At 41.2% G+C, this 26,936-nt stretch carries 21 protein-coding genes; all 21 read left to right on the top strand.

Annotated elements, in window-relative coordinates; translation table 11 throughout:
* Window positions 1-17: 17 nt before the first annotated feature.
* The 21 genes from BLS24_RS11075 to udk all read left to right on the top strand — a co-directional run bounded on the left by BLS24_RS11075 (window position 18) and on the right by udk (window position 26,682).
* A complete protein-coding gene (locus tag BLS24_RS11075; protein ID WP_091759036.1) occupies window positions 18-1,622 on the top strand; it encodes a hypothetical protein in 1,605 nt (534 codons plus the stop codon).
* Window positions 1,619-3,109 (top strand): sugar transferase, encoded by a 1,491-nt coding sequence (locus BLS24_RS11070; RefSeq protein ID WP_091759034.1) that lies wholly within the window; start codon window positions 1,619-1,621, stop codon window positions 3,107-3,109. Before BLS24_RS11075 ends, BLS24_RS11070 begins: the two co-directional genes overlap by 4 nt.
* A gap of 1 nt (window position 3,110) precedes the next feature.
* A complete protein-coding gene (locus tag BLS24_RS11065) occupies window positions 3,111-3,875 on the top strand; it encodes a Fic family protein (RefSeq protein ID WP_091759032.1) in 765 nt (254 codons plus the stop codon).
* 21 nt (window positions 3,876-3,896) lie between these two features.
* Entirely contained in the window at window positions 3,897-4,991 is a 1,095-nt protein-coding gene (locus BLS24_RS11060) for an NAD-dependent epimerase/dehydratase family protein (protein WP_091759030.1), read from the top strand.
* Window positions 4,991-6,595 (top strand): DUF6056 family protein, encoded by a 1,605-nt coding sequence (locus BLS24_RS11055; RefSeq protein WP_091759028.1) that lies wholly within the window; start codon window positions 4,991-4,993, stop codon window positions 6,593-6,595. Before BLS24_RS11060 ends, BLS24_RS11055 begins: the two co-directional genes overlap by 1 nt.
* Before the next feature lie 11 nt (window positions 6,596-6,606).
* Window positions 6,607-7,032: a sugar 3,4-ketoisomerase gene (locus BLS24_RS11050; protein ID WP_091759026.1), complete on the top strand. Its 426-nt coding sequence runs from the start codon at window positions 6,607-6,609 to the stop codon at window positions 7,030-7,032.
* A gap of 9 nt (window positions 7,033-7,041) precedes the next feature.
* Window positions 7,042-7,977, top strand: a complete 936-nt coding sequence (locus tag BLS24_RS11045) for a glycosyltransferase family 2 protein (RefSeq protein ID WP_091759024.1) — start codon at window positions 7,042-7,044, stop codon at window positions 7,975-7,977.
* Window positions 7,978-8,004: 27 nt separating this feature from the next.
* Window positions 8,005-9,144, top strand: a complete 1,140-nt coding sequence (locus BLS24_RS11040) for a DegT/DnrJ/EryC1/StrS family aminotransferase (RefSeq protein WP_091759022.1) — start codon at window positions 8,005-8,007, stop codon at window positions 9,142-9,144.
* A gap of 533 nt (window positions 9,145-9,677) precedes the next feature.
* Window positions 9,678-11,000 carry a sugar phosphate nucleotidyltransferase gene (locus tag BLS24_RS11030; RefSeq protein WP_091759018.1) on the top strand — a complete coding sequence of 441 codons (1,323 nt, stop codon included), beginning with the start codon at window positions 9,678-9,680 and terminating at the stop codon, window positions 10,998-11,000.
* A 10-nt stretch (window positions 11,001-11,010) separates the two neighbouring features.
* On the top strand, window positions 11,011-12,264 hold the full coding sequence (locus BLS24_RS11025; protein WP_091759016.1) for a hypothetical protein: 1,254 nt from the start codon (window positions 11,011-11,013) through the stop codon (window positions 12,262-12,264).
* A complete protein-coding gene (locus tag BLS24_RS11020; RefSeq protein WP_176764420.1) occupies window positions 12,254-13,792 on the top strand; it encodes a glycosyltransferase family 39 protein in 1,539 nt (512 codons plus the stop codon). Before BLS24_RS11025 ends, BLS24_RS11020 begins: the two co-directional genes overlap by 11 nt.
* Window positions 13,793-13,823: 31 nt before the next feature.
* Window positions 13,824-14,843 (top strand): radical SAM/SPASM domain-containing protein, encoded by a 1,020-nt coding sequence (locus BLS24_RS11015; protein ID WP_091759012.1) that lies wholly within the window; start codon window positions 13,824-13,826, stop codon window positions 14,841-14,843.
* Window positions 14,844-14,864: 21 nt separating this feature from the next.
* A complete protein-coding gene (locus BLS24_RS11010) occupies window positions 14,865-16,727 on the top strand; it encodes a DUF6044 family protein (protein WP_091759010.1) in 1,863 nt (620 codons plus the stop codon).
* A 104-nt stretch (window positions 16,728-16,831) separates the two neighbouring features.
* Window positions 16,832-17,782, top strand: a complete 951-nt coding sequence (locus BLS24_RS11005) for a glycosyltransferase family 2 protein (protein ID WP_072705268.1) — start codon at window positions 16,832-16,834, stop codon at window positions 17,780-17,782.
* A complete protein-coding gene (locus BLS24_RS11000) occupies window positions 17,772-19,004 on the top strand; it encodes a lipopolysaccharide biosynthesis protein (RefSeq protein WP_091759008.1) in 1,233 nt (410 codons plus the stop codon). Before BLS24_RS11005 ends, BLS24_RS11000 begins: the two co-directional genes overlap by 11 nt.
* A 129-nt stretch (window positions 19,005-19,133) precedes the next feature.
* Complete coding sequence (locus BLS24_RS10995) at window positions 19,134-20,366, top strand: SGNH/GDSL hydrolase family protein (RefSeq protein WP_091759006.1); 1,233 nt, start codon at window positions 19,134-19,136, stop codon at window positions 20,364-20,366.
* 160 nt (window positions 20,367-20,526) lie between these two features.
* A complete protein-coding gene (locus tag BLS24_RS10990; RefSeq protein ID WP_091759004.1) occupies window positions 20,527-22,104 on the top strand; it encodes an NAD(P)/FAD-dependent oxidoreductase in 1,578 nt (525 codons plus the stop codon).
* Window positions 22,105-22,174: 70 nt separating this feature from the next.
* Window positions 22,175-23,119, top strand: coding sequence for a glycosyltransferase family 2 protein (locus BLS24_RS10985; protein WP_091759001.1), 945 nt, complete (start codon window positions 22,175-22,177; stop codon window positions 23,117-23,119).
* Window positions 23,112-24,572: an MBOAT family O-acyltransferase gene (locus BLS24_RS10980; RefSeq protein WP_091758999.1), complete on the top strand. Its 1,461-nt coding sequence runs from the start codon at window positions 23,112-23,114 to the stop codon at window positions 24,570-24,572. The genes BLS24_RS10985 and BLS24_RS10980 overlap by 8 nt, the downstream gene beginning before the upstream one ends.
* 15 nt (window positions 24,573-24,587) lie before the next feature.
* Complete coding sequence (locus BLS24_RS10975; RefSeq protein ID WP_091758997.1) at window positions 24,588-26,075, top strand: SGNH/GDSL hydrolase family protein; 1,488 nt, start codon at window positions 24,588-24,590, stop codon at window positions 26,073-26,075.
* The gene (gene udk / locus BLS24_RS10970) at window positions 26,065-26,682 is read left to right on the top strand and encodes a uridine kinase (protein ID WP_071175318.1); all 618 of its coding nucleotides are present in this window, start codon (window positions 26,065-26,067) and stop codon (window positions 26,680-26,682) included. The genes BLS24_RS10975 and udk overlap by 11 nt, the downstream gene beginning before the upstream one ends.
* Window positions 26,683-26,936: the final 254 nt, after the last annotated feature.

Genomic DNA, 26,936 nt, shown 5'->3' with positions numbered 1-26,936 from the left:
CACTGTGGGGGAATTTCATGGCAGATGCAATTAAAAAACTAATTTCAGATAGAAGGCAATTGGGAGAAGGTATATACCTTCTCTATTTTGCGCTTATGGTGGGAGCAAGGGCAGCAGGCCTTTACGAAGGAATGACCATTTATAACATCTCCCTGGTACTGGGCCTTGGACTCTTTGTTCTCAAGATGATAGTAACTCAGCATACGGTAAAAGAATATGTGGTAGCGGCTCTTTTCCTGGCTCTTGGCGGAATTGTCTATATTCATACCGGCGAAAAGGGACTATTTGTCTGTTTTACCATGATGCTTGGAATGAAGGGCGTTTCAACAGTCAAAGCAATCAGGACTGGCGGAATAGTTGCCGGAGTTTTTATTATCTTTAAAGTATTTCATGGAGTTTTCGGGCTTTTGCCTGAAATATATTATCCTCAGGAGCGAGACGGCGTGGGCCTTATGTTTAGGCACGCTCTTGGTTATGCACATCCTAACACTCTGCACATGAATGTCCTGATGCTGACCATGATGCTGATGTTCCTTTTAACTGTGGCACTTATGAGAAATCATGACGTTAACACCCAGAGGATGTCTAGGTTTGTGCTTATCTTAGCTTCAGTTATGGCCTTTATGTTCAATGTATATATTTTCCTGTATTCAGGCAGCAGAACAGGGCTACTAGCTAGCTTCATATATCTTTTCATAAATGCGTATCTGTACCTTAGGGGCAAGATCGGTATATTTGAAAAGATCTGCCTATATATTTCATTCCCATTTGTATGCTTTATTTCCATCGTTTTACCATTTTTGCTTGATGGTAAAATGTTTGAATTTGTTGATAGAACGGTGTTTACAACTAGATTTTCTCTTGCAAGATACTTTTGGAGTAACAATCGCATTTCTCTCTTTGGAATAAGACTCCTTAATCCAGAGGAGCACTTAAGGACCTATGGAATCGATATGGCGCAGCTCTATCTCTTTTTGCAGCTAGGTCTCGTAGCCTTTGTGGTGATCACGGCCCTCACTATCTGGTTCATAAATAGGGCTATCCAAAAAGACATGAGAGCAGAGCTGGCAGTTCTCATGGGAATGCTGTTTCTTGGCATGTGGGAGCCACTTTTATATAACCTTGGATTCAAGAACTTCATCTATGTATTTATGGGGCAGCTCCTTTATGAAGCCCTTAGCGGTGCTGTAGTTACTGAGGATGAGCGCACAGAAAAGAGCCTTAGTTATTTCCAGAATATCAATCCTGAGCTTATGAAGACTACACTTTCTATAATCTCTATTGGTCTTGTAGTGGGAATTGTGGCGTCAACTCTTTACCTGACATCCACCAAGACACCTGACTATCTCTATGGGGACAGGGAGCAGAGCGAAGCTGGTGAGAGCTTTGGCATGGATCCTATGTACATTTCTGAGGCTGAGATCGCTCATATCGAGGATGGTGGCAACATTGTCATTGGCTATGTTGATGAGACTGTGCCTATGTATCAGTTTGGCTCTGAGATCGCGGAGATGGAATACCAAAAGCGCGCCATTAGCTTTGGCGTGTGGAGCGGCGCTTTTGCCACGGTTTGTTTGCTTCTTTTAAATAAACGAAGAAAAAGGTATAATGCTAACGTATGAGTAACAAATATAAAACACTTCAAACATACCTGCTGTGGATGATCGACATGGCATGTATCATAGTAAGTTACGTATTTGCCACATGGCTCAGATTTAATAGTAAAAGAGACTACGGAGACAAGACACTGCACTACATGGTGTGCGTTGTTTTTCTCCTGTTTTGTACTGTCTATGTTTTCCTTGCTGACTGGAACAGGGATTTTATCATCCGCGGATATTTCAAGGAACTTATGGCAGTTATCAAATTCGTAGGACTGATGCTGGTTGCAAGCCTTGTTATCGTTTACTTTCTGCAGTGGTCGAACATTCTCTCCAGATTCGTTATTGGTAACTTTATCTGGATGGACATTGTCCTTACTTATGTAGCAAGGATCCTTTTTAAGAATTTCTTTAGAAGGCACATTTCAAGTGCATCTAATGCTGTGCGTGTTGTGGTTGTGGCTGAAAGAGAGCTTATGGAGGCTACTATAGGCAAGCTCCTTGCTGAGTCTGATGGTGTTGGATACAAGATTGTAAGGGCCTACAGTGCAGATGCAGACAAGGTTCTTGAGAGTTATGCGGCCAAGAAGTCCGGGACAAAAGAGCCTTTAGAAGACTCTGCTTCCAAGAAATCAGATGGTGAGTGGTACATCGGAGATATCCACATCCACGAAGGCATTCAGAATCTTACATCAAGACTTATCACAGATCCTTTTGACGAGGTATTTATCAATACACCTAATATTCCTCAGAGAGCTATGCAGGATATCATCCTTGGCTTTGAGGAGATGGGCGTTACAACCCACTACAATCTTGAGCTTCCTAGCATTGGTAAGGCCAACACTCAGTTTGATGACTTCCTTGATTACTCAGTCATCACCTACACAATGCACAAGACCAGCTACAAGAGGCTTTTTATCAAAAGAATCATCGACGTAATTGGCGCTATTGTAGGACTTATCATTACTGGAATCATTACTCTTTTCCTTGCGCCTGCTATTAAGCTTGATTCTCCTGGTCCAGTTTTCTTTTCCCAGACCAGAATTGGTAAAAATGGCAGGAGATTTAAGATCTACAAGTTTAGATCTATGTACATAGACGCTGAGGAGCGCAAGAAGGAGCTTGAGTCCCAGAACGAGATGAAGGGACTGATGTTCAAGATGGAGAACGACCCCAGAGTTACTAAGGTTGGAGCTTTTATCCGTAAGACCAGCCTTGACGAGTTCCCACAGTTCCTGAACGTTCTTAAGGGAGATATGTCCCTTGTAGGCACAAGACCACCAACAGAGGCTGAGTTCCAGCACTACAACGAACATTACAGACGTAGGCTCTCCATGACTCCAGGCCTTACAGGACTTTGGCAGATCAGTGGCAGAAGCGACATCGAAGATTTCGACGAAGTTGTTAAGCTTGACCTTAAGTACATCGACAACTGGAGTCTTACAGAGGATTTCAGCATCCTGCTTCAGACGGTTTATGTAGTTCTTTTCGGTAAGGGAGCTAAGTGATATGAAATACGAAGATATTGTTAGTGCTTGGCATGAAAAAAACATAGAGACTGTTGCTGATCTGGACACGGTACTGTCTGATTATCGAATTATGTTTGCCTATCATTCTAATCAGATTGAGGGCGCTGGAGTTTCCCTTCACCAAACCAGAGAGATTTTTGAAAATGGTAAGGTTGTAGGCTTTACAGGAGACTTAAGGGCAATCTTTGAAACAGAGAATCAGAAAGTTTGCTACGAATTCTTAAAAGAAAAGATTGTAGCTAAAGAGAAGCTTACTCCCGAGCTTATCAAGGAAATCCATGGAAATTTGTGCCATGGATGTTATGATGAGACTCGCTGGCAAAAGGGTGAGCGCCCAGGTGAGTACAAGAAAAACTACTATGGCGTGGGACTCAATGTAGGTCTTCCACCTGAAGATGTTGCCGAAGAGGTTGAATATATCTGCAATGAGATAGCTGATCTTGAGCTTTCTTCAGATGATGCAGTTTTGAAGGCAGCAATCTGGTTTCATTGCAATTTTGAGAGAATCCATGCTTTTGCAGATGGAAATGGCAGGGTCGGTAGAACGCTTCTTAACTATGTGCTCATGGTTAACGGGCTTCCGCCAGTAATCATATTTGACGAAGATAAAGAGACTTATTTTATGGCTCTTGAAGTGTTTGACCATTCTGATAAGATTGACGGCTTTGTTCAGTTCATCAAGGAACAGATGGTTAAGACATGGGCTAGAAAGACCCCTAAGGGAAAAGAATTTATTGCATTTTAAAGAGTGCAAGAAAGTGTAGATATGTTAGATAAGAATATTGATTTAAATGGAAAAAGAGTATTAGTAACAGGTGCGGCGGGATTTATTGGTTCTAACCTGTGTAAAGAGCTGTTGAAAGAGTTTAAGAACATTCATATTTATGGAATTGATAATATGAATGATTACTATGATCCAAAGATTAAGAATGACAGATTAAAAGAGGTCGAAGCTTTAGCAGATTCATCTGAAAGTGGTGAATTTGACTTTGTTAGAGGTAGCATTGCTGATAGAGATTTGATTGATAATCTGTTTAGCGACTTTAAACCAGAAGTAGTAGTTAACCTTGCTGCACAGGCAGGTGTGCGCTACTCAATAGAGAACCCTGACGCATATATTGAGGCTAATCTTATTGGATTCTACAACATCCTTGAGGCGTGTCGTCACTCATACGACGCAGTTAAGTCTGATGCAAATTCAGACTACAAGGGAGTTGAACACCTTGTTTATGCTTCAAGCTCCAGCGTTTACGGCAGCAATAAGAAGATTCCTTACAGCGTAGAGGACAAGGTTGATAATCCAGTATCTCTTTATGCTGCAACCAAGAAGTCCAACGAGCTCCTTGCTCACGCATATTCTAAGCTCTACGGAATTCCTTCAACAGGTCTTCGCTTCTTTACAGTTTATGGACCTGCTGGAAGACCAGATATGGCCTACTTTGGATTTACCAATAAGCTTGTAAATGGCGACAAGATCAAGATCTTTAACTATGGTAATTGCAAAAGAGACTTCACCTACGTTGATGATATCGTAAAGGGCGTTGTAAACGTAATGCAGGTAGCACCAGCAGAAAACGAGAATGGTGTTAAATACAAGGTTTACAACATCGGAAATAATGATCCTGTTAATCTCCTTGATTTCGTGGATATCTTACAGCAGGAGCTTATAAGTGCAGGAGTTCTGCCACAGGATTATGACTTTGAAGCTCACAAGGAGCTTGTACCTATGCAGCCTGGCGACGTTGAGGTTACCTATGCTGACGTCACAGCTTTACAGGAAGATTTTGGATTTAAGCCAGCAACACCACTTCGCGACGGCCTTAGAGCTTTTGCTAAATGGTACAAAGAGGTTTACTGTTAATGTTTAGTTATGAAACTCCCAAGTGGAATATTAAGTTTGATGCCAAAAAGCTCAGTATCTTTTTTACATGCATATATGTACTGAGCCTTATTCCTATGCTTGTTTTGGGATTCTATGATTTCCCGTCAGCTGATGATTTCTCAATGGCTATGCAGCCTCATCACTATTTTGTGGAAACAGGTAATTTACTTGGAACCTTAGGAGTATGGCTTCAGAAGTCATATTACGTGTATTCAAATTATGAAGGATACTTCTTTTCTATAATGCTCACATGCATTTGTCCTGGAATATTTGGTGAAGGCTTTTATGTTTTGACTCCCTTTATTATTCTAGGAATGCTTACTTTCGGCGTGTGCTACTTTTTTGACGCCCTGTTTGTACGAGTATGGAAGCTGGATAAAGACCTTACGAATATAGTAAGGATGATCGTTTTAACAGTTATGGTTCAGTGCATTCACGGAGAAGGCATCCGCGTAGAAGCCTTCTATTGGTACGCTGGAGCCATTAACTATACCTTTACTTTTGGAATGGCATTTTTCTGGTTGGGACTTCTTCTTAGATCTATTTACGATGAAGACGAGAGATCTAGAAAGAGAAAGCTCATCTGGGCTAGTATCTGGGGCTTTTTCATGGGCGGAGCCAATTACCTTACAGCTCTTGAACTTGCAATCTGCTCAGTGATAGCTCTTTTCCTACTGATCATGATAAGGTTTGTGAAAAAGAGCTCCTTCAAGTTGGAAGGCGTGACTGAAGCACAGCAAAAGAGCTTTGGATTTATCTGGATTCCAACGCTGCTTAATCTTATTGGTTTTGGATTTGCCTGCTTTGCTCCGGGAATTGCTACAAGAGCCCAGGAGACTAATCAGACAGGACCTATAAAAGCAGTTTTTTTATCACTGTATTCAACCTTTGATGTAATGATAAATCAGATGATGAGATGGGAGATCCTGGTAGCCTTTGTACTCCTTATTCCTATTTGCTGGAAGCTTGCTGAGGGGCTTAAACAGAGATTAGAGCATCCGATCATGTTTGGACTTTTTGCTTTCCTTATGGTTTCATCAAATGTTACGCCGCCAATCTATGCGGTTTCTAACTTTGATGCAGGAAGGCTACGGGCTCTGGCATTTTTTGAGTTTGTGTTTATGATGAGCCTTGTGATGTTTTATTTTACGGCGTGGATGAGGCAGCACATCCTGGGAGCTGGCGGTAGCAGTGTTGCAGGAGCTGATAACCATGAAGATAAGGGCGGTAGCAAGCTCTTTTCACATACATCATCCATGATGATAGCTATATGCATAGTTTTCATTGCTCTTGGTTCTGGACTCTGCATGATTCCTGAGAGAGTCTATTACTGTGCCACATCGGCACTTAATGATATAATGAGTGGAGATGCGTCCAAATATCGTGCAGAAAATATGGAAAGGCTTGCAATTCTTAAGGATGATTCAGTAAAAGAAGCCATACTTGAGCCACATACTGTCCGTCCAGAAATGCTCTTTTACCAGGATATAACCTATGATGCAGGTGAGTGGACAAACTACGCAACGGCAGATTATTACTACAAAGATAAGCTTTATATATTTAATGAGAATGAAGAGGAATGAGGAATTAGGTAATGCAGGAAATTAAAGAACCATACAAGCTATTGGAGTTCAAGGAATACGGCGATGAGAGAGGAAACCTTGTTGTTGCAGAAGGTTCAGGCTTTGATATTCCTTTCGACATCAGAAGAGTCTTTTACATGTCAGGTTCTGACCCGGATATCAGACGAGGCATGCACGCAAACCGCTACACTAAGTTCGTTTTGATCAATGTCAGCGGTAGCAGTAAGGTTCTTGTGGATGATGGCCACAAAAAAGAGATCGTGGTACTGGACAAGCCTAGAATGGGCCTGTATCTTGGACCAATGGTGTGGAAGGAAATGTACGACTTTTCTCCTGATTCAGTTCTTTTGGTTCTGGCTAGTGAGCACTACATCGATAGCGAGTATCTTCGTGATTACGATGAATTTATAGAAGAGATCAAAAAGGGAGAAAATTAAGGGATTATTATGAGTAAGATATCTATTGTTATTCCGGTTTATTGGAATTCTGATACTCTGGAGATGTTATATGATGACATGAAGGAAAAGATCCTGGGACAGATCGGGGATTACGAGATCGTTTTTGTAGATGACGGCTCCGGCGACAATTCCTGGGAGATCATTCAAAAGATCGCAGCAAAGGATCCTAACGTAGTTGCAACCAAGCTTTCAAGGAACTTTGGAGAGCACGCAGCAATCCTTGCAGGTCTTTCAGTTTGTACCGGTGATTGCGCAGTTACCAAGCAGGCTGACCTTCAGGAAGATTCAACACTTATTCTGGACCTCTATGAGAGCTGGAAGAGAGGCAACAAGGTTGTTCTGGCTATCCGCGGTGAGCGTGATGAGAACCCTGTTAAGAAGTTCTTTGCAGGCTGCTACTACTGGCTGGTCAGAAAGACAATAAATAAAGATATGCCTCAGGGGGGCTGCGATTGCTACCTTGTAGACAGAAAAGCTATCGAAGTACTTAAGCTAATGGATGAAAAGAACTCATCCCTTACCCTTCAGGTTATGTGGCTTGGCTTTAAGACTGAGAAGATCTACTTCCACAGAAAGGACCGTGAAGTAGGTGAGTCCCGCTGGACTCTTGGCAAGAAGATCAAGCTTGTTGTTGACTCAATGATGAGCTTTTCATACTTCCCAATTAGATGCATGGCTACACTTGGTTTCTTCTTTGCACTGTGCTCACTTATTGGAATCATCATGGTCATCAGGGAGAAGATTGTCACAGGAACTCCTATCCTTGGATATGCGTCCCTTATGGCGGTTGTGCTCTTTGGATTTGGTGCTATGTTTATCATGCTCTCTATTCTGGGAGAATATATCTGGAGAACTCTTGAGGAGTCAAGAAAGCGTCCTCCATTTATCATTGATGTTGTGAAAAGACATGATGATGAGAATTGATAATTAGTTTTAGAAAGGCGAAAAGTTATGGATAAGATTATGCAGAGCCGTATGGATAGAGGCTTTGAAAGATATCAGGATGAATATGAAAAGAAGGCTCTTGAAGTCCTTCGCTCAGGATGGTACATCCTTGGCAAAGAGGATGAGGCTTTTGAGGAAGAGTTTGCAAAATACATTGGAACCAAGTACTCAGTTGGACTTGCCAGCGGACTTGATGCGCTTTGGCTTGCATTCAAGGTTCTCGGAATCGGTGAGGGCGACGAAGTTATCGTTCAGGGTAACACATACATTGCCAGCGTTATGGGTATTACGATCAACGGCGCAACACCAGCAATCGTTGAGCCTGATGAATACTATCAGATTGACGCTGACAAGATTGAAGAAAAGATCACAGATAAAACTAAGGCAGTTCTTGTTGTTCACCTTTATGGCCAGGCTGCTAACATGACCAAGATCGTAGACATCTGTAAGAGACATAATCTCAGACTTGTTGAGGACTGTGCTCAGTCCCATGGCGCATGCCACAAAGGCCAGATTACAGGAAGCTTTGGCGATTTTGGATGCTTTTCTTTCTATCCATCCAAGAACATGGGTGCTTTCGGCGATGCAGGTGCTGTTACAACCAATGATCCAGAGCTTGCTCGTCTCATGAAAATTTACAGAAATTACGGTAGTGAGAAGCGTTACTACAACATGGTTGTAGGTGCTAACTCAAGACTTGATGAGCTCCAGGCTGGACTTCTTAGAGTAAAGCTTACTCACATGGATGAGATCACCAAAGAAAGAGAAGAGCTAGCAAAGGTTTACACTGATGGCATCAACAACGACCTTGTTATCAAGCCAGTTGTCCGCGATGGCTCAACAAACGTATGGCACCAGTATGTTCTTAGAGTTCCTAGTAAGTTTGATGAAAACGGTAAGCTCGTAGGTGAGAACATGCGTGACAAGTTCAAGACTTATCTTGAGGAGAAAGGCATCACAACAATCTGCCACTATCCAATCCCTCCTCACAGATCAGAAGCTTATGCTTACCTCAATCTTCCAGAAGGAAGCTTACCTATTACTGAACGCTATGCGGGCGAAGTTATCTCTCTTCCAATGTACACAGGCATGTACAAAGAAGAGCAGGAGCGCGTAATCGAGGCTGTTAATAGCTTCAAGGGTTGACGTTCTGTTTCGCAGAGAACGTGTATGGCAACAAGTTAAGGAATGCGTTTCGGCAGAGAAGAGCTTGGCATTGCGTTGCAGAATGTATAGCGGCGATGCTTGGCATGCGGATTGCTTTAAAAATTGAAAAAGGCATGCCCAAATCAGCAAGATTAAGGTTTGCCGGCATGCAAAATGCAAGAATAGTTCTTAAAGGCATGCCAATACCTTATAAAACAAGCTCAAAATAGCATGTAAAAAGCTGTAAAATAGCAAAAAGGCATGCTGGCTATGAAAGAAAGCAAGTATAAAAGGTGAAAACTAGTATGTAAAATGTTAGAAAAAGCCAAAACGCGTGCCAAAACTTGATTCTAAAAGCTTATGAAAAAGTATATTTATGGGTTTTCTATTTGGAATATGATCATTTAAGGGCTTTGAAAAACGTCAGTACTTAGGTGCTGTTTTTTAGCACCATAGTACTGCTACGTTTTTCACAGAGCGAGAGCGTCCCGCAAATGACCATATTCAAATGAAAACCCAAAGAAAGGTTTTACATGAATATAGTTTTATTGTCTGGTGGAAGTGGTAAGAGACTTTGGCCACTTTCAAATGATGTTAGATCCAAGCAGTTTATAAAGATGTTCCACCCTATTGAAGGTGGCGATGAACTTGAGTCTATGGTTCAGCGTGTGTATGGTCAGATCAAAAGAGCTGACGCAAACGCAACTGTAACTATTGCAACCAGTAAGTCACAGGTTTCTGCAATTCACAATCAGCTAGGAGATAAGGTTTCAGTTTGTGTAGAACCAACCAGAAGAGATACATTTCCAGCTATTGCTCTTGCAGCAGCTTTTTTACAGGACAAGCTCCATGTATCAAGAGATGAAGCAGTTATCATCTGCCCAGTAGATCCATATGTTGATGATAGCTACTTTGATTGCTTCAATGAACTTGAAAAGATGGTAAAGTCTGGCGACTACAACTTAAACCTCATGGGTGTTGAGCCAACCTACCCATCAGAAAAGTATGGCTATATTCAGCCTGAGAAGCCAGAGCACATCAGCAAGGTTTCAGCCTTCAAGGAAAAGCCTGATGTAGAGACAGCTCAGAAATATATTGATGAAGGCGCTCTTTGGAACTGCGGCGTTTTCGCATTTAAGCTTGGATATATCATCGATAGAGCTCACGAGCTCATTGATTTCAAGGACTATCAGGATCTTTTTGATCACTATGAAGATTGCAAAAAGATAAGCTTCGATTACGCAGTAGGCGAGCACGAGACTTCAATCGGAGTAGTTCGCTATTCAGGCTCCTGGAAGGATATCGGATCATGGAACACCTTTGCAGAAGAGATGCATGAGAACATGATCGGCAAGGGCGAGATGGACGAAGAGTGCGTCAACAGTAACGTTGTAAACGAACTCAACATTCCTATCATTGCAATGGGTCTCAAGGATATGGTAGTTGCTGCATCGAACGATGGTATCCTCGTTGCAGATAAGGGTAGATCAAGCTTTATCAAGCCTTATGTTGAGAGACTTACCCAGCACATCAGATACGCCGAGAAATCCTGGGGATCATTTACAGTTGTTGATGTTCAGCCAGAAGCTTTGGTCATCAGAGTAGTTCTACTGCCAGACCACAGACTTCACTATCACAGCCACGAGCACAGAGACGAAGTGTGGACCGTTATGAGCGGCGAGGGAACAGTGATCCTTGATGATGTCAAAAAAGACGTGAAGGCCGGAGATGTAATCTCTATCAAAGCTGGCCAGAAACATACAGTTATTGCTAAAACTGAACTTGTACTCAACGAAGTACAGGTAGGAAAAGAGATAAGTGTAGAGGATAAGATCAAGTACGATTTCCCAGTGTAAAGGTGCCCCTATGAAGAAAGAATTAGGAATTGATAAGTTTATCAAAAATCTAATAAGTAAATATCTCTTTGAGATCTGCATGCTCGCTATGATCTTTGCTGCAACAGCCATCAGATGTGAGTTTGCATCAGAGACAACTCTTTCTCCTGATTATGAGAGCTATTACAAGCCCTGGGTGGATTTTTATAGGCAAAATGGCATCATCAAAGGCCTTGGTAACGCCATTGGTGACTATTATGTTCCACTTAATGTGCTGTATGCTCTTTGTAGTCTCCTTCCTGTGGAACCATGGATTCCACTTTCAGTAGTGACCTATGTTTGCGAGATGCTATCTGCATGTTCTATTTTTGGAATCTTCTATGTCCTTACAGGACGCAAGCACCACTCTATGTTTGCAGGAGTTGCTACACTTTTCCTTCCATTTGTTGCCTTTAACGGCTCTCTTTGGAAGCAGGTGGATTCCATCTATACTTGTTTTATATTGATATCCATTTACCATATGTTAAAGCAGCACTACAGAGCATCCTTCATCTGGTATGGAGTTGCTTTTGCAGTAAAGCTTCAGTCTGTGATCTTTTTGCCGGTGTTGATCATCCTCTACATTACTGAGGGATTCCATAGCTATGACAAAGTGGTCAAGGACTCACAGGCTAGGAACAGCTTTAGCATTTTGGAGTTTTTGTGGATCCCTACAATTTATCTGATAGCGGGACTTCCAGAAGTTCTCTGCGGTAATGGCCTTAGGAGAACCTACCTTTCATACCTTTATCAGACAAAGGAACTTGATTCTGAGGGGTACGGAATGGTCTCATTTTTCCCAAATCTATATAATTTAGGTCTTGATGATTATGACAGCCTTCTTTCAACAGCTGCTATCATGCTGACTTTTGCAGTGTTTATCATCATTACCTTTACCTGCTACAGGAAAAAGGACAATCTTGATAAGAGAACAGTTCTTTATCTTGCAATCTGGACAGCCTGGACCTGCGTTGTGCTCCTTCCTGGAATGCACGAAAGATACGACTATTCAGTGCTGCTCCTGTTAACTCCTTTTGCAATCCTTTTAAGGAAAAAGATCCTGTGGCCAATGTTCATTGCAAATATCTGCTCCCTTGCAGTTTATGCTAGGACCTTGTTTAGAGCAGGTGACCTTATAAATATGCCGGTAGTGTCACTTTTCTACGTGGCAGCGTATCTTTATGTGACAATAGATATCCTAAAGCTTATAAATGGCGATACTGGAGAAAAGTACGGTGAAGCTTAAGAAAGTATTTTTTAACATAATAATATTCTGTCTGATGGTGGCGGCGTTAACTGTACTTGGAGCCAGCATATTCACTACTATCACCTATGAGATGCACGTGGATGTGGACTTTCCTCATTACGTTAGAGAGAACATCCCACTGCTTCTGGTTTCGCTTATATTTGTATTTGCAGTATTTCTATTTCTTAAGTCAAAAGACGTATTCACCAGCAAAAAGATGATCGGTTTTGCTCTTATCTTTTGCATGGCCTACTGCCTGATGCTGATCCTGGTGATAAAGCCTCAGCCTGTCAACGATTCCAAGACTTTGGATGATATCATAAATGCCTTTATGGCAGGGGATTATTCGTCCTTGACTGAAAAGGGCGGATATTTGTTTATCTGGCCATTTCAGCTGGGATATGTCTACTTTGGCCAGCTTGTATGTAGCATCTTTGGGACCTGCAATTATCTGGCATGGGACATTCTGCAGCTTGTTTCCATCCTGATCACCGTGAATCTTATCTACAAGATGACCTGGGAGATGTTTGAAGATAGAGAGATCTGCGGTATCATGGCTCTTATGTCCGCAGGGTGCCTCTTTTTCTATAATTATGTGACCTATATCTATGGCGACATCCTTAGTATGGCGCCTCAGACCTTGGCTCTATATTTCATGATCATTTATATGAAAAGAGATAAGGTTAGATACGGGCTTTTATCTGGCATTTTTATTGCTATAGCCGTTATGTTAAAGACTAACTGCGAAATTGCGGTTATCGCACTGGTTTTAATGATTCTTTTGCACACAGTTAGAGAGCACAAGCTTGCAAACACTGTAGGAAGAGATGTCAAGAGAACAATAGTTATCATTGCGGCAATGCTGGTGATGGTATTTGGCATCAAGACTGCCGTTAATACACACTACTGCGCTCTTACTGGTCTTGAGGAGATTCCAGCTGGTAGCCCTTCAGTATCCCACATAGCTATGGGGCTTCAGGAGTCAGAGCTTGAGGATGGCTGGTACAACGGCTACAACTACCGCGTATTTGATGAAAATGATTATGATACTGAAAAGACCAAGGCAGCTGCTACAGAAGAGATAAAAAGGCGCATAGCTCTTTTCACTGGGCACCCATTATATGGTGCAAGGTTCCTTGTTAGGAAATTCCTGACTCAGTGGGCAGATCCTGTTTGCATCTCAACTCATAACCTTGACCTTGTATCAAGGCATGTTGAGAATCAGCCAGCCTTTTGTGAGTCTTTAGTTTTTGGGATGACCAATTCAATTTTACGATGGATCATGAATGTATTTATGACCTTTTGTTATTTTGGAATTGTGGTATACTTATTCAATGTTTTGAAAAAGGGTGATGTTTCAGATTCAGAAATGCTAATGCTGATACTTATATTTGGCGGCATTGTGTTTCATGAATTCTGGGAAGGATCATCGAGGTATGCCATGAGATATTATATTTACTGGCTTCCATTTGCTGCATTCGGCATCAGGGGAGCACTGAACGTAATATCAGGCAAGCTTAAGCGATAAAAGAGATTTAGAATAGAAGTAGGATTTAATTATGCCAATTAGAGTTAATAGTTTCATGGGTGAGTTTGGATGGTTTGCAAGAAAGCATTTTCCAATGCTTGCAAGTAACGCTTACCTTAAATTACAGTTTGTGACTAGAAGTAAGTCTCAGAAAAAATACTGCGATTATTTCCTTAATGCTGAGGAAATTCCAATGCCAAATGTAGTAAATATCGAGACTATCAATAGATGTAATTCAACATGCTCATTTTGTACAGCAAACGTAAATGCAGAGTGCAGACCACTTGCCAAGATCGACGACGACCTTTACAAGAGTATCATTGATCAGCTTGCTGATTGGGGCTACAAGGGACATCTTACACTTTATGGTAATAACGAGCCATGGCTTGATACCAAGATCGTTGAGAGACACAAGTACGCTAGGGAGAAGCTCCCTGACAGCTTTATATTCATGTCAACAAACGGACTTATTCTTTCAGTTGAGAAGCTCAAGGCAATCAAACCATACATCAATCAGCTCATCATCAACAACTACTCAATGGAGATGAAGCTCCACAAGAGTATTCAGGAAGTATACGATTATGTTAAAGCCAATCCTGAGGAGTTCAAGGATCTCGATATTCAGATCCAGATGAGATACCTTCAGGAGGTTCTTACAAACAGAGCAGGAAGTGCTCCAAACAAGAAAGAGACCAAAAAGATCGTTAAAGAGACATGTCTTTTACCATTTACAGACATGTGGATCATGCCAAATGGCAAGATGGGGCTTTGTTGCTGTGATAACTTTGAAAAGACTGACTTTGGCGACCTTACCAAGATGACTCTCAAAGAGGCTTGGGGAAGTGAAGCTTTCCAGAAGGTTCGTAGAGCAATCGCTGAGGGCAGACAGAACTATCCATTCTGTAAGCACTGCGACTTCATAGATGCGGGTTTTCGTATGCAGCTTGTAAACGCTATCCTGAGTGGGGACCAGGAGGCTGCCAATAAGCTTGGCGGTCACGAGCGTATGAAGATCGGTAAAAAGAACAACGAAGACGACAAGATTAAGTAAAGAGTATTTGGGGCTAAGATTATGAGGAGAGTATCGTTTGGTAAGTGCATAGTATTTCTGTTTCTTTTATTTGTGGTTCTTTTTTACGCCGCAATCGGAGAGAATAGTTATATTGCCATCCAGGATGATCTCGACCTCTTTCAGGCCCAGTTTGCAATGCTTCAAAATACAGGGAGCTTTTTTGCACAGTACGTGCATGCTCCATTTTTAGGCGGTGTATCAAGAGACGTGCTCCCAAGCGAGCTTTCTTTGTACACTGTCCTTTTTATGTTCTTACCACCTTTTGTAGCCTATGTTACAGGATATGTCCTTAAGGTCATCATTGCTGTATTTTCCATGAGGATTCTTTTATTAGATGTTATCTATGAAAAGACTGAATCTGGCAAAAAGTATGGAAGTTTCAGCATCAATCCTGTTTTCTACGATGATCATGTTGATAACTTTGCAACTTTAACAGGTCTTTTATATGGCGTACTTAACCTTTTCCCAGCCTTTGGGATTCCATTTGCGTCAATTCCTTTGATCGTATTCCTTCTTAGAAAGGCTTACAGGGCAGGTACCGGAGCTAAGACTGCAGGTGCTGCTTTTGGAAAGAGCTTTAAATGGCTTTTACTGATCTTTTTATTCCCATTTATTTCATATTTTTCATATCTTGGATTTTTTATCCTGGGATATTTGTTTGTAGCCATCATCTGGCTTTGGATCAAGGACAAAAGGTTTTCATTTAGCCTTTTATACGCGCTGATCTTTTTGACTATTGGAAATGTGGTATTTGAGTACAGACTCTTTTACCTGATGCTATTTACTGATACGCCAACTATCAGAGAGACTATGGTTCAGACCTATCTCTCTGCTCCTGATATACTTGGGGAGATGGGGAATATCTTCGTTAACGGCATGATGCATGTTGAGGACCTTCATAAGTTCTTTATCATGCCTATCTGCGGAGTTTACTTTATCTACCTTAATGTGAAGTACATTATTGACAGGAATTTTGAGGGTATCTTTACTGATTACTTTAATCTTGGAGTTTTGATCCTTGTGTTTAACTGCGTGGTTTACGGCCTTTACTATTCAGAGCCTGTGGAGTTTGTGATAGAAACGCTCCTTCCACCACTTACGGGCTTCCAGTACAACAGGACCATCTTCTTCAACCCATTTATCTGGTGCGTTCTTTTGTTCATCATTGTTTACAGATGCTATAAAAAGAACTCTGACAGTAAGTTTAGGAGACATAAGTCTAGGGGCGCTCTGAACTTCATGCTCTTTATGCAATATGTTGTTATCCTTGTGGCTATAGGCATAGTTCTTTTAACTCCTACTAGGTACAATGACCTTTATAGAACAGCTTTTTTGACTGCAAGACAGGAACTATTCCATCACGAAAACGACGACCTTAATTACAGAGAGTTCTATTCAACAGAGCTTTTTGACAAGATAAAAAAAGATCTTGATTATAACGGTGAGGATTACTGCGTAGCCTATGGCATGCATCCTGCGATTCTTGAATACAACGGCTTTTACACACTTGATGGATACCTTGGTTTTTACCCACAAAGCTACAAGGAGAGATTTAGGGAAGTTATTGCGCCGGCACTTGAAAGAATGGAGCCTACAAGGCTTTACTATGATGAGTGGGGAGCAAGATGCTATCTATATTCTGGCTCTGACCTTTCGATAGTCATGGCAACTAAGAGCATGACTGGTGTTACAGATACAGACATTTATATTAACGCTGAGTCCTTAAAGGACCTTGGATGTAAGTACATTCTATCTAGAATTGAGATCTCAAATGCTAAGGAGACAGGCATTGAGCTCATTGGAACCTATGAAGATGAGAGTTCACCATATACCATCTATGTATATGGATTCCCAGAAGCTTAAGCTGGTTGTCATTTAATTCATTAGAGGTTACAATAATTAAGCTACAGACTTAGAAAAAGAAATTAGTTTTGCAACTGGCAAAATACATGATAAAAGAGGTAAAGATGGATAAGATTGCAGTTTTAATTCCATGCTACAACGAAGAAAAGACAATTGGTAAGGTTATCAGAGATGCCAAGAAGGCACTTCCTGAGGCTACTATATATGTTTACAACAATAACTCCAAGGACCGCACAGCTGAGATCGCAGAGGCTGAGGGGGCTGTTGTTCGCAATGAATACATGCAGGGTAAGGGTAATGTAATAAGGAGAATGTTCCGCGAGATCGATGCCCTTGTATATGTAATGGTTGATGGTGACGACACCTATCCTATGGAGTCAGCACCTGAGATGGTAGACCTTGTTCTTAACCACAATTCAGACATGGTTGTTGGTGACAGGTTATCAAGCACCTACTATCAGGAAAACAAGAGACCATTCCATAACTTTGGAAACAACCTTGTTAGAGGCAGCATCAACAAGCTCTTTGGCTGCAACATCAGAGACATCATGACTGGCTTTAGAGCATTTAGCTATGAATTTGTTAAGACATTCCCAGTTCTTTCAAAGGGATTTGAGATCGAGACAGAGATGACTATCCACGCTGTCTACAACAATATGCAGATCGACAATGTAGTTATTGACTATAGAGATCGTCCAGAAGGATCAGAATCTAAGCTCAACACTTACGCTGATGGATTTAAGGTACTTAAGACTATCGCAAGACTTTACAGAAGCTACAAGCCATTTGGATTTTTCTCTATCCTTGCTGGTCTTCTTGCTATCCTTTCAGTTATCTTCTTTGTTCCAATCCTTCAGGAATACTGGGCAACACACCTTGTTCCAAGGATTCCAACACTTATCGTTTGCTGCTTTGTTATGATGGCTGCGGTACAGAGCTTCTTTGTAGGAGTGCTTCTTTCTACAATGGCTATCAACAACAGGAGAGAATTTGAGATGCAGCTGAACATGCTTCAGAGGCACAAAGAGACGGATTATTCAGATAATGAAAAGTAATAATAAGAAATTAGTTTTAAATGCATCAAAAGACTTTATATTCAGCGTTCTTGCGCTGGTAATTTATAACGGTGTCCTTCAGCTTCTGATCTACCCAAGACTTGAGACTTATGTTGGGGCGGATGCTTTTGGCACCGTTCTTTATTTGATTTCAGCAGTGTCCATCATGGGTGCAGGCTTTGGTACCGCCGGTAGCTACTCACGTATGGTAGCCAAAAAAGACAGAACAGAAGCAAACGGTGATTACAACCTTTTTCTTCTGATCATCACCCTGATATCGATACCTGTAACTATAGGTTCACTTATTGCGATCCATAGCCTTGATCTTATCCAGTTTATCTGGGTATTTGTGCTGATGGCTATAACCGTTGCCAGATACTATTCTGATGTTGAATACAGGATGAACATTAAGTTCCTTGATTACTTCCTGTTTTTTACATCAGTTTCTATCGGTTATATCTTAGGGCTTTTCCTATATAGATACACAGGCAACTGGGTTATCACGATCCTTACTGGTGAAGTCTTTGGTATCGTCTACACTGTGGTAAGGGGCAAGATCTTTAGGGCGCCATATACAGAAGTTTCCAGCAGCTTCAAAGAGAACATGAAATCTCTTTTCTTCATATCTGCTAGTAACTTATTGGGGGCGCTGATCCTTCATTCAGACAGGATCTTACTTAGACTTGCGGTTGGTTCAAGGGAAGTTACCATTTACTACACAGCAAGTCTTGTTGGTAAGATAGTTGCAATGCTCACAACACCTCTTAACGGCGTGATCATCAGCTACCTTACTAATTACAAGATTGAGCTTAATAAAAAGAGATTTGGAATCATCGCAGCAGCATTCCTTGTGCTAACAGTTATTGGAGCAATCTGCTGTACTGGAGTGTCATATCTTTTTGTTAAGATAATGTATCCTGATGTATTTGAGGAAACGGTTGCCTACTTCTTTGTGGCTAATTTAGGACAGATCCTTTACTTTATATCAGGATCACTTATGGTCATCATCATGAGCTTTTCTGCAGAAAAGCTTCAGCTCCTTATAAATGCAGTTTATGCGATAGCTTTCTGCGTGATAGTCATTCCTATGACTTATATACTGGGACTTCCTGGAATAGCTTATGGACTCGTTATTGTTAACCTTGTGAGATTTGGATTTACTATGATCCTTGGCATGAAAAAGCTTAATAAGATCAAGAAAGACTTTGAAAACGATAATTAATTATCTAAATAACGTTAACTTCTTAAGACTTTCTTAAGATTAACGGCAGATTTCCTTAATTTTTTGACTTTTCTATTTCCAAATCCGAAACAAGTGGTAGAATGAGTTTTGTTAGGAGGAATTACGAGAATGAAAAGAAAACTAATGGCTGCAATGGCAGTTATTTCAACAATTACAATAATGATATCAGGTTGCGGCCTTAAGAATAATGATGTTCAGACAGCAAACGAGTACGTTGGGGATGAGGCTTCTAATGAAAATTCTGCAGAGGATGATGCAACTTCAGATAGCTCGATCGTAGTTATGGAAGGACTTTCAGAGCCTACATTTGAAGAGTCCAGTGCTTCTGCTTCCACATCAACAGTTGATAAGCCGGCAGAATCTAATGAAGATCAGGTAGTAATGGTGTTCTTTGGCGATAGCCAGATTGCAAGTGGTAGATCTGATGGAACAGATATTCCTACACTTGTTTCACAAAGAGTCCCTCATTCAGTAGTTTATAACCTTGCTATTGGTGGTACTACTGCAGCTCTTGAGGCTTCATCATCATCAGTTGATCCTGCTACTATGAACTCGGATAGCTTCATCGGTATGGCTTATGCATATTCAGGACAGGCTGACAGAAATGCAGTTCTTGCTAGTCACCCAGAAGTTCTTGAGACTATGAACAAGATAGATCCAGCTAAGGTTGATTACTACGTTATCGAGTATGGTGCCAATGATTTCTTTAGTGGCAACCCGATCGATTACACTCAGTATGATGGAGATAACAAGATCCATGCATATTACGACGCTATGTGTTCAGGAATCAGTATCTTAAAGAATATGAGCCCTAATGCCAAGATCATTGTCATGACTCCATTCTATGGAATCTACAAAGATACAAACGATACATTTATCGGTGATACATATGTTGTAAGTAACGGATATGGCACACTTGCTGATTATGCCAAGAAGGCCAAGAACGTTTCTGAGGATGAAGGATGCATCGACTTTGACGGAATGTTCAGAGAGCACTCAGATCTTTATCTTGATACAGCTGAGCAGTACCTTATAGATGGTGTTCACCTTACTCTTACAGGTAGACAGATATTTGCAAGGCTTCTTGCTCATATCCCTAATTTTTACGAAGGCTTTGAGCCATACGCTTACCTTGAACGTGATACCATTGAGATTGGTAAGTTCAATCCTGATGAGTACTTTAGATTCAGACATGATCTTATGCAGCAGTATTATCCAGAAGCTTGGGCCAAGATGCAGAATGGTGAGTATCTTCTTGCACCTCCTGTAACTCAGGAAGAGATAGAGGCATCATCTGTACAGGCGGCAAATGAGTCAGCCCAGGAACAGCAGCAACAGTAAGTCCTCAATTGAAAATTTTGGTATCAAACCTGCTTCCATCAGATAACGTGGGAGCAGGTTTTTATTTTGCTTTGGTAGAGTACTAAAATTTGAACAATGTCTTTATATAAGGTATACTACTTATGTTTGAATAGATTAATTTACGATTGAGGATAAAGAGATGAAAAAAGTTGTAATAATTGGGGCGGGCCCTGCAGGTTTAACTGCAGCTTATGAGCTTTTGTCAAAATCTAAGGACTATCAGGTAGTAGTTTTTGAGGAGACAGCAACTTTTGGTGGTATTTCAAGGACTGTAAATTACAAGGGCAATCGTATGGACATGGGTGGCCACAGGTTCTTTTCCAAGGTTCCTGAGGTTAACGAATGGTGGGAAAAGATGCTTCCACTTCAGGGCAAGCCTGCATACGATGATAAGGTATTAGACAGACAGATGGAGCTGGCTGATGGCGGACCAGATCCTGAGAAGACTGACAAGGTTATGCTGAAGCGTAATCGTGTATCCAGGATCTTTTTTGACCGTAAGTTTTATGATTATCCTATATCTCTTAAGCTTGAGACCTTCAAGAATATGGGACTTCTTAAGACTATTGCCTGCGGCTTCTCATACCTTGCAGTTATGATCCACAAGAGAGAAGAGAAATCTCTTGAAGATTTCTATGTTAATAGGTTTGGTAAGAAGCTTTACTCTATGTTCTTTGAGTATTATACAGAGAACCTCTGGGGTAGACACCCATCTGAGATCGATCCTTCATGGGGGGCTCAGAGAGTTAAGGGTGTATCTATCATGGCAGTTCTCAAGAATGCTCTTAACAAGAAGCATGGCAACAAGGACGGCAAGGTAGAGACTTCGCTTATCGAGGAGTTCCACTATCCAAAGCTTGGACCTGGTCAGCTCTGGGAAGTAACAGCTCAGCAGATCAAGGAACTTGGCGGAACTATCGTTATGAACGCTAAGGTTACCAAGATCCGCAAAAAAGGTGAGCACATCGTTGGTATCACATATCTCATGGATGGCAGCGAGATGGAAATAGAGGGCGATATCTTCATCAGCTCAATGCCTGTTAAGGACCTTGTAGAGGGCATGAATGATGTTCCTGCAGATCCACTTAGGATTGCTAAGGGCCTTCCTTACAGAGATTACATGACACTTGGTGTTCTGGTTCCTAAGCTTAACCTTGAGAATAAGACTGGGCTCAAGACTATGGGCGGCATCGTACCTGATAACTGGGTATACGTTCAGGATAGAACTGTCAAGATGGGTAGATTCCAGATCTACAACAACTGGTCTCCATATTTGGTAAAAGACCTTGAGAACACAGTATGGGTTGGACTTGAGTACTTCTGCTTTGAAGGTGATTCAATGTGGAATATGACTGAGGATGAGTTTGCTAAGATGGCTATCGATGAGATGGTTACACTTAAGCTCATTAATAGTCCTGATGAAGTTCTTGATTATCACATGGAAAAAGTTAAGAAGGCATATCCTGCTTACTTTGATACATATGATGAAATGGACAAGCTTGTTGATTACCTCAACACAATTGATAACCTATATTGTGTAGGACGTAATGGACAGCACCGTTACAATAATATCGACCACTCAATGTGCACATCTTTTGAGACTGTTAAGAACATCTTAAGTGGCGAGACAGACCGCAGCAACATCTGGAATGTCAACACAGAAAAAGAATACCATGAGTCAACTGAAGAAGTTTCAGATGAGGTTCAGGTAGATTAAGTTTTTGAATTTAGTAAGTTTATGCGGTGCGTGTTATCGCACCGCATTAGTTATGTTTTAGAGGATTATTATGAAAAAGATCAGTATTTTGATTCCCTGCTTTAATGAAAGCGAAAATGTAGAGGGAATATCTGCAGCAGCAGAAAATGTATTAAAGACAGAGCTTCCACAGTATGATTACGAGATCGTATTTATCGACAACGCATCAACTGATGGAACAAGAGCCAAGATTGAGAAGATCTGCGAAGGAAATAAGAAGATCAAGGCAATCTTTAACGTTACTAACTTTGGACAGTTTAACTCTCCATTCCACGGCATGTGCTCTCTTGACGGAGACTGCGTTATCCCTATCTGTGCAGACTTTCAGGATCCAGTTGAGCTTATTCCTGTTTTTGTAAAAAAGTGGGAGGAAGGCCACAAGATTGTTAGTGGTGTTAAGTCTTCTAGTAAGGAAAACGGATTTATCTATTTCCTTAGAACAATTTATTACAAGACTATCAAGAACATGTCCAGCGTTCGCATGATCGAGCACTTTACTGGCTTTGGTCTTTATGACAAGACCTTCATCCAGCTTCTTAGACAGCTTGATGATCCTATTCCATTTATCAGAGGAATCGTTGCTGAGTATGGTGAAGGCTTCAACATGACAACAGTTGAGTATGAGCAGCCACAGCGAAGAGCAGGCAAGACTCACAACAACTTCTATACCCTTTATGATGCAGCAATGCTCAGCATTACATCATACACTAAGGTTGGACTTCGTCTTTGTACCTTTGCAGGCTTTATCTGCGCACTTATAGATATCATCGTGGCTTTTGTATACCTTATACTCAAGCTCACGCACTGGTATAGCTTCCACGCAGGTTACGCACCAATGATCATTGGTATGTTCCTTATCGGCGCTATACAGCTGTTTTTCATCGGACTTATGGGTGAATACATCCTTAATATCAATACACGAGTAATCGGCAGACCAATAGTTGTAGAAGAAAAGAGAATAAATTTCGATGAGTAGTTTTATTTCCCTGTACTTTTTCATATTCTTACCGGTTGTAGTATTATTTAACTTCGTCATTCCAAGGAAGTTCAGGTATATCTGGCTCTTTGTGACCAGTATCTGCTTCTATGGAAGTATAGACCTGGGTAGTACCATAGTCCTTGCGCTAGTTATATTGCTGACTTATGGTGCAGCTCTTTTGATGGAAAAAAGTGATGAAGGTAGGAAAAAGCTGGTGCTGATAGGTTCACTAATTGTGACTATTGGAACTCTGGTAGTCTTTAAGTACCTCGGCTTTATCGTAGGTACCTTTAAGGAACTTACAGGTGGCGATGCGTCAGACTCAGCTATTAAGCTTCTTGCGGTAACCGGTATCTCCTTTTATATGTTAAAAGCAATTGGGTATCTGATCGACGTTTACAGGGAAGATATCCAGGCTGAGAGGAATGTGGTCAAGTACGCGCTCTTCGTTTCTTTCTTCCCTCAGATCTTGTCAGGACCTATAGAAAGAGCTGGGAAGATGCTTCCACAGTTTACTTATCCCCTTACTGTTGACTACGACAGACTTCGCGATGGGCTTTTTCAGATGCTTTGGGGATATTTCCTTAAGATGGTGATTGCAGACAGACTCTCCATCTACGTTGCGAACGTTTATAGTAACCCTGCTGGTGCTGTAGGATTTGCAGCATTTATGGCTACTATATTTTATACTTTTGAGATCTACTGTGACTTTGCGGGCTATTCCCACATTGCTATCGGTATAGCAAGGATTCTGGGAATTGACGTTATGAAGAACTTTGAAAGCCCATATCTATCTGGAACTATAGCTGAGTTCTGGAGGAGGTGGCACATATCTCTTAGCACTTGGTTTAGAGATTATCTCTATATTCCACTTGGGGGCAACAGAAAGGGCACTGTCCGTAAGTATTTGAACATCCTTATTGTATTTGCTGTTTCTGGACTTTGGCATGGTGCAGCCTGGACCTTTGTATTCTGGGGGTTCCTCCACGGAGTATATCAGGTTATTGGATATCTTTTAAGACCGGTGAGGGACTTTATTGTAGATACCTTCAAGGTTGAGAGGAGAGCTTTTTCACACAGGCTCATTAAGATTGCAGTTACATTCCTTCTTGTAAACTATGCTTGGGTATTTTTTAGAGCATCCAGCATGGGCGACGCATTTGCGATCATAAAGAACAGTTTGGTATTTACTCCATGGCAGATCATGGATCAGAGCCTTTATTCCTACGGCCTTACAAGGCTTGATTTCCTGGTAGCGATCCTTGGAATCTTGTTGGTAGTTCTGGTTGACATTGCTAACTACTACGGAATCATTGTAAGGGAAAAGATAATGAGCCAGGGAATCTGGGTTCGTTATCTGGTTGGACTTGTTGGAGTACTTATTATCCTGATCCTTGGAATCTGGGGACCTGGATACGACGCAGGAAGCTTTATTTATCAGCAGTTTTGATGATGGGAATATTAAATGAAAAAGACATTTTTTAACACTATTAAAATTGTAATATTTCTTTTGATACTTGGCGGATGCATTCTGGCGTCAACAGTAGTACTTAGGCGCAAGGATTCTGATTATAAGTATGCAGATTTTTTGAGTGAATCTAAGAAAGGACATATTGATGTTCTTTTTATTGGTTCATCTCATGTAATAAATGCTATTAATCCGGTAGTTCTTTTTGATGATTATGGATACACCTCCTACAACATGGGCGGACATGGATCTCTTTTGCAGGCTACTTACTGGGAACTTCAAGAGAGCCTTGAGTACATGACTCCAGAGTGGGTTGTAATTGATACCTACATGATCGAAAAGAATGTTAAGTATCTTGATGACAGAGAAGAGTATGAGGCTGATGACATCAACACTTCTGTTGAGCAGCTTCATTTAAATATGGACGTTTGGCCATACAATGACCTTAAGGTTAAGGCTATTGATGATCTTATTTCTGATGAAAAGATTAAAAATGAGTTCCTCTACGACTTTATCATCTATCACAATAGATGGCAGAATCTGACAGCCAATGATTTCAAGGCTCTTACAGGAACTGCTGACAGAAATCAGCTCTTTGGTGCTGAGATGAGATATAAAGTGGAGATTGATCCTCCTATGCATCCTGAGGCTACTGAGGGAGATCTTTTAACAGAAGATACAGTTGGATGTGAGTATCTTAGGAAGATCATTGAGCTGTGTCAGGATAAGGGAATCGGCGTTGTTGTGACCTATTATCCATTTGCAGCTGAGACTGGCGACAAGGCAGCTGCCATAAAGGCTGGCGAGATCGCAGCTGAGTATGACGTTCCATTTTTGAATATGCTGGAACTTGATGTGGTAGATCTTTATTCTGATCTAAATGACCACGGACACCTTAATGTGACTGGTGCTACAAAGGTTACAGATTATATGGGAGAGTGGCTCTCACAGACTGGCGATCTTGTGGACCATAGAGGTAATCCTGAGTACTCACATTGGGAAGAAAATGCTGAGAAATTCAAGGCTGAGCTTGATGACATGGTTCTTGATGAGGACAATCTCTATGTTAAGCTCAATCTTTTAAAGCTTGATGGATATAGCTTTGTCCTCTATGTAAACGAGGATTCTGGTGTGTATCACGATACTGCTATGATGCACATTATTGATAACCTGTCAGGAAGTGGCAAGGTGATGGCTGATAACAGTGCTTATGTTGTTATCAAGGATGGCGCTACTAATAAGGTTTATGACGCCAAAGGCGGAGAGATATTGGAGAGTGTTCCAACATCTATGGGTAATCTCTACTATAGATTCGTAGAGAAGTACTATAGGATCTTGAGTCCTGTTGGCGATGAAGATACAAACTACTTGTACGACGACGGACATGCTGCTGAAGATATTCAGCTTATAATATTTGACAGTGAGTCAGGGGAAATCCTTTCTCACGATTATTACAGATCATATGGAGGTAATTATGAACGATAAGGTAACAATAGTAGGAATTGCGGGAGGAACAGCATCTGGTAAGACTACGATCGTTCGCATGATAAAAGAAAAATTTGGTGATGATATTGTTGTCATCAGCCATGATTCATATTACAAGGCACACAACGATCTTTCTTATGAAGACAGATCAAGACTTAACTACGACCATCCTGAGGCATTTGACACGGCGCTGATGATCGAGGATATCAAGAAGCTCAAGAACAACGAAGCAATTGATATGCCTGTTTATGACTATACTATTCACAACAGATCTGATGCTACAGTTCACATTGTTCCAAAGAAACTTATCATCATTGAAGGATTCATGATCCTTGAAAACAAGGAACTTAGGGACTTAATGGATATCAAGGTATTCGTAGAGACTGATGCTGACGAGAGATTACTTCGTCGTATCAGACGTGACATGGTGGAGCGTGCAAGAAGCATTGATTCAATTCTTACACAGTACATCGAGACTGTTAAGCCAATGCACGAGCAGTTCGTAGAGCCAAGCAAGAAGTATGCGGACATCATCATCCCTCGTGGTGGCGAAAACATCACGGGTATCACAATCCTCGAGGAACACTTGAAGCACATGATGGATTGAGACTTTGAAAGCGTGGTTGGTGGTTTACAAACCCTTCCACGGACGCTTCCGCTTCGTTAAATTCGTAGCGGTACTAAGGTGATAAAAAACATCACCTAAGTACCGACGAATTTAAAGACCGTGAATTGATTTATAAACTCGCAAATCCCCACTCACCAACTAGCCGAGGCTTACAAAACAAAAAAATGAGCCCTAGGGACGGAGGTTAGAGCTCATTTTTGCAAAGAGTGGACCTAGGGGACGGGGTTAGTGGA

The organism is Butyrivibrio sp. INlla18 (genome assembly GCF_900103635.1).
Classification (GTDB): domain Bacteria; phylum Bacillota; class Clostridia; order Lachnospirales; family Lachnospiraceae; genus Butyrivibrio.
This window is presented reverse-complemented; position numbering and strand designations above follow the sequence as displayed.

Excerpts from the sequence above, each read along its gene's own strand:
- BLS24_RS11075 (WP_091759036.1), top strand. The coding sequence starts at position 18 with ATGGCAGATGCAATTAAAAAACTAATTTCAGATAGAAGGCAATTGGGA.
- BLS24_RS11070 (WP_091759034.1), top strand. The coding sequence starts at position 1,619 with ATGAGTAACAAATATAAAACACTTCAAACATACCTGCTGTGGATGATC.
- BLS24_RS11065 (WP_091759032.1), top strand. The coding sequence starts at position 3,111 with ATGAAATACGAAGATATTGTTAGTGCTTGGCATGAAAAAAACATAGAG.
- BLS24_RS11060 (WP_091759030.1), top strand. The coding sequence starts at position 3,897 with ATGTTAGATAAGAATATTGATTTAAATGGAAAAAGAGTATTAGTAACA.
- BLS24_RS11055 (WP_091759028.1), top strand. The coding sequence starts at position 4,991 with ATGTTTAGTTATGAAACTCCCAAGTGGAATATTAAGTTTGATGCCAAA.
- BLS24_RS11050 (WP_091759026.1), top strand. The coding sequence starts at position 6,607 with ATGCAGGAAATTAAAGAACCATACAAGCTATTGGAGTTCAAGGAATAC.
- BLS24_RS11045 (WP_091759024.1), top strand. The coding sequence starts at position 7,042 with ATGAGTAAGATATCTATTGTTATTCCGGTTTATTGGAATTCTGATACT.
- BLS24_RS11040 (WP_091759022.1), top strand. The coding sequence starts at position 8,005 with ATGGATAAGATTATGCAGAGCCGTATGGATAGAGGCTTTGAAAGATAT.
- BLS24_RS11030 (WP_091759018.1), top strand. The coding sequence starts at position 9,678 with ATGAATATAGTTTTATTGTCTGGTGGAAGTGGTAAGAGACTTTGGCCA.
- BLS24_RS11025 (WP_091759016.1), top strand. The coding sequence starts at position 11,011 with ATGAAGAAAGAATTAGGAATTGATAAGTTTATCAAAAATCTAATAAGT.
- BLS24_RS11015 (WP_091759012.1), top strand. The coding sequence starts at position 13,824 with ATGCCAATTAGAGTTAATAGTTTCATGGGTGAGTTTGGATGGTTTGCA.
- BLS24_RS11010 (WP_091759010.1), top strand. The coding sequence starts at position 14,865 with ATGAGGAGAGTATCGTTTGGTAAGTGCATAGTATTTCTGTTTCTTTTA.
- BLS24_RS11005 (WP_072705268.1), top strand. The coding sequence starts at position 16,832 with ATGGATAAGATTGCAGTTTTAATTCCATGCTACAACGAAGAAAAGACA.
- BLS24_RS11000 (WP_091759008.1), top strand. The coding sequence starts at position 17,772 with ATGAAAAGTAATAATAAGAAATTAGTTTTAAATGCATCAAAAGACTTT.
- BLS24_RS10995 (WP_091759006.1), top strand. The coding sequence starts at position 19,134 with ATGAAAAGAAAACTAATGGCTGCAATGGCAGTTATTTCAACAATTACA.
- BLS24_RS10990 (WP_091759004.1), top strand. The coding sequence starts at position 20,527 with ATGAAAAAAGTTGTAATAATTGGGGCGGGCCCTGCAGGTTTAACTGCA.
- BLS24_RS10985 (WP_091759001.1), top strand. The coding sequence starts at position 22,175 with ATGAAAAAGATCAGTATTTTGATTCCCTGCTTTAATGAAAGCGAAAAT.
- BLS24_RS10980 (WP_091758999.1), top strand. The coding sequence starts at position 23,112 with ATGAGTAGTTTTATTTCCCTGTACTTTTTCATATTCTTACCGGTTGTA.
- BLS24_RS10975 (WP_091758997.1), top strand. The coding sequence starts at position 24,588 with ATGAAAAAGACATTTTTTAACACTATTAAAATTGTAATATTTCTTTTG.
- udk (WP_071175318.1), top strand. The coding sequence starts at position 26,065 with ATGAACGATAAGGTAACAATAGTAGGAATTGCGGGAGGAACAGCATCT.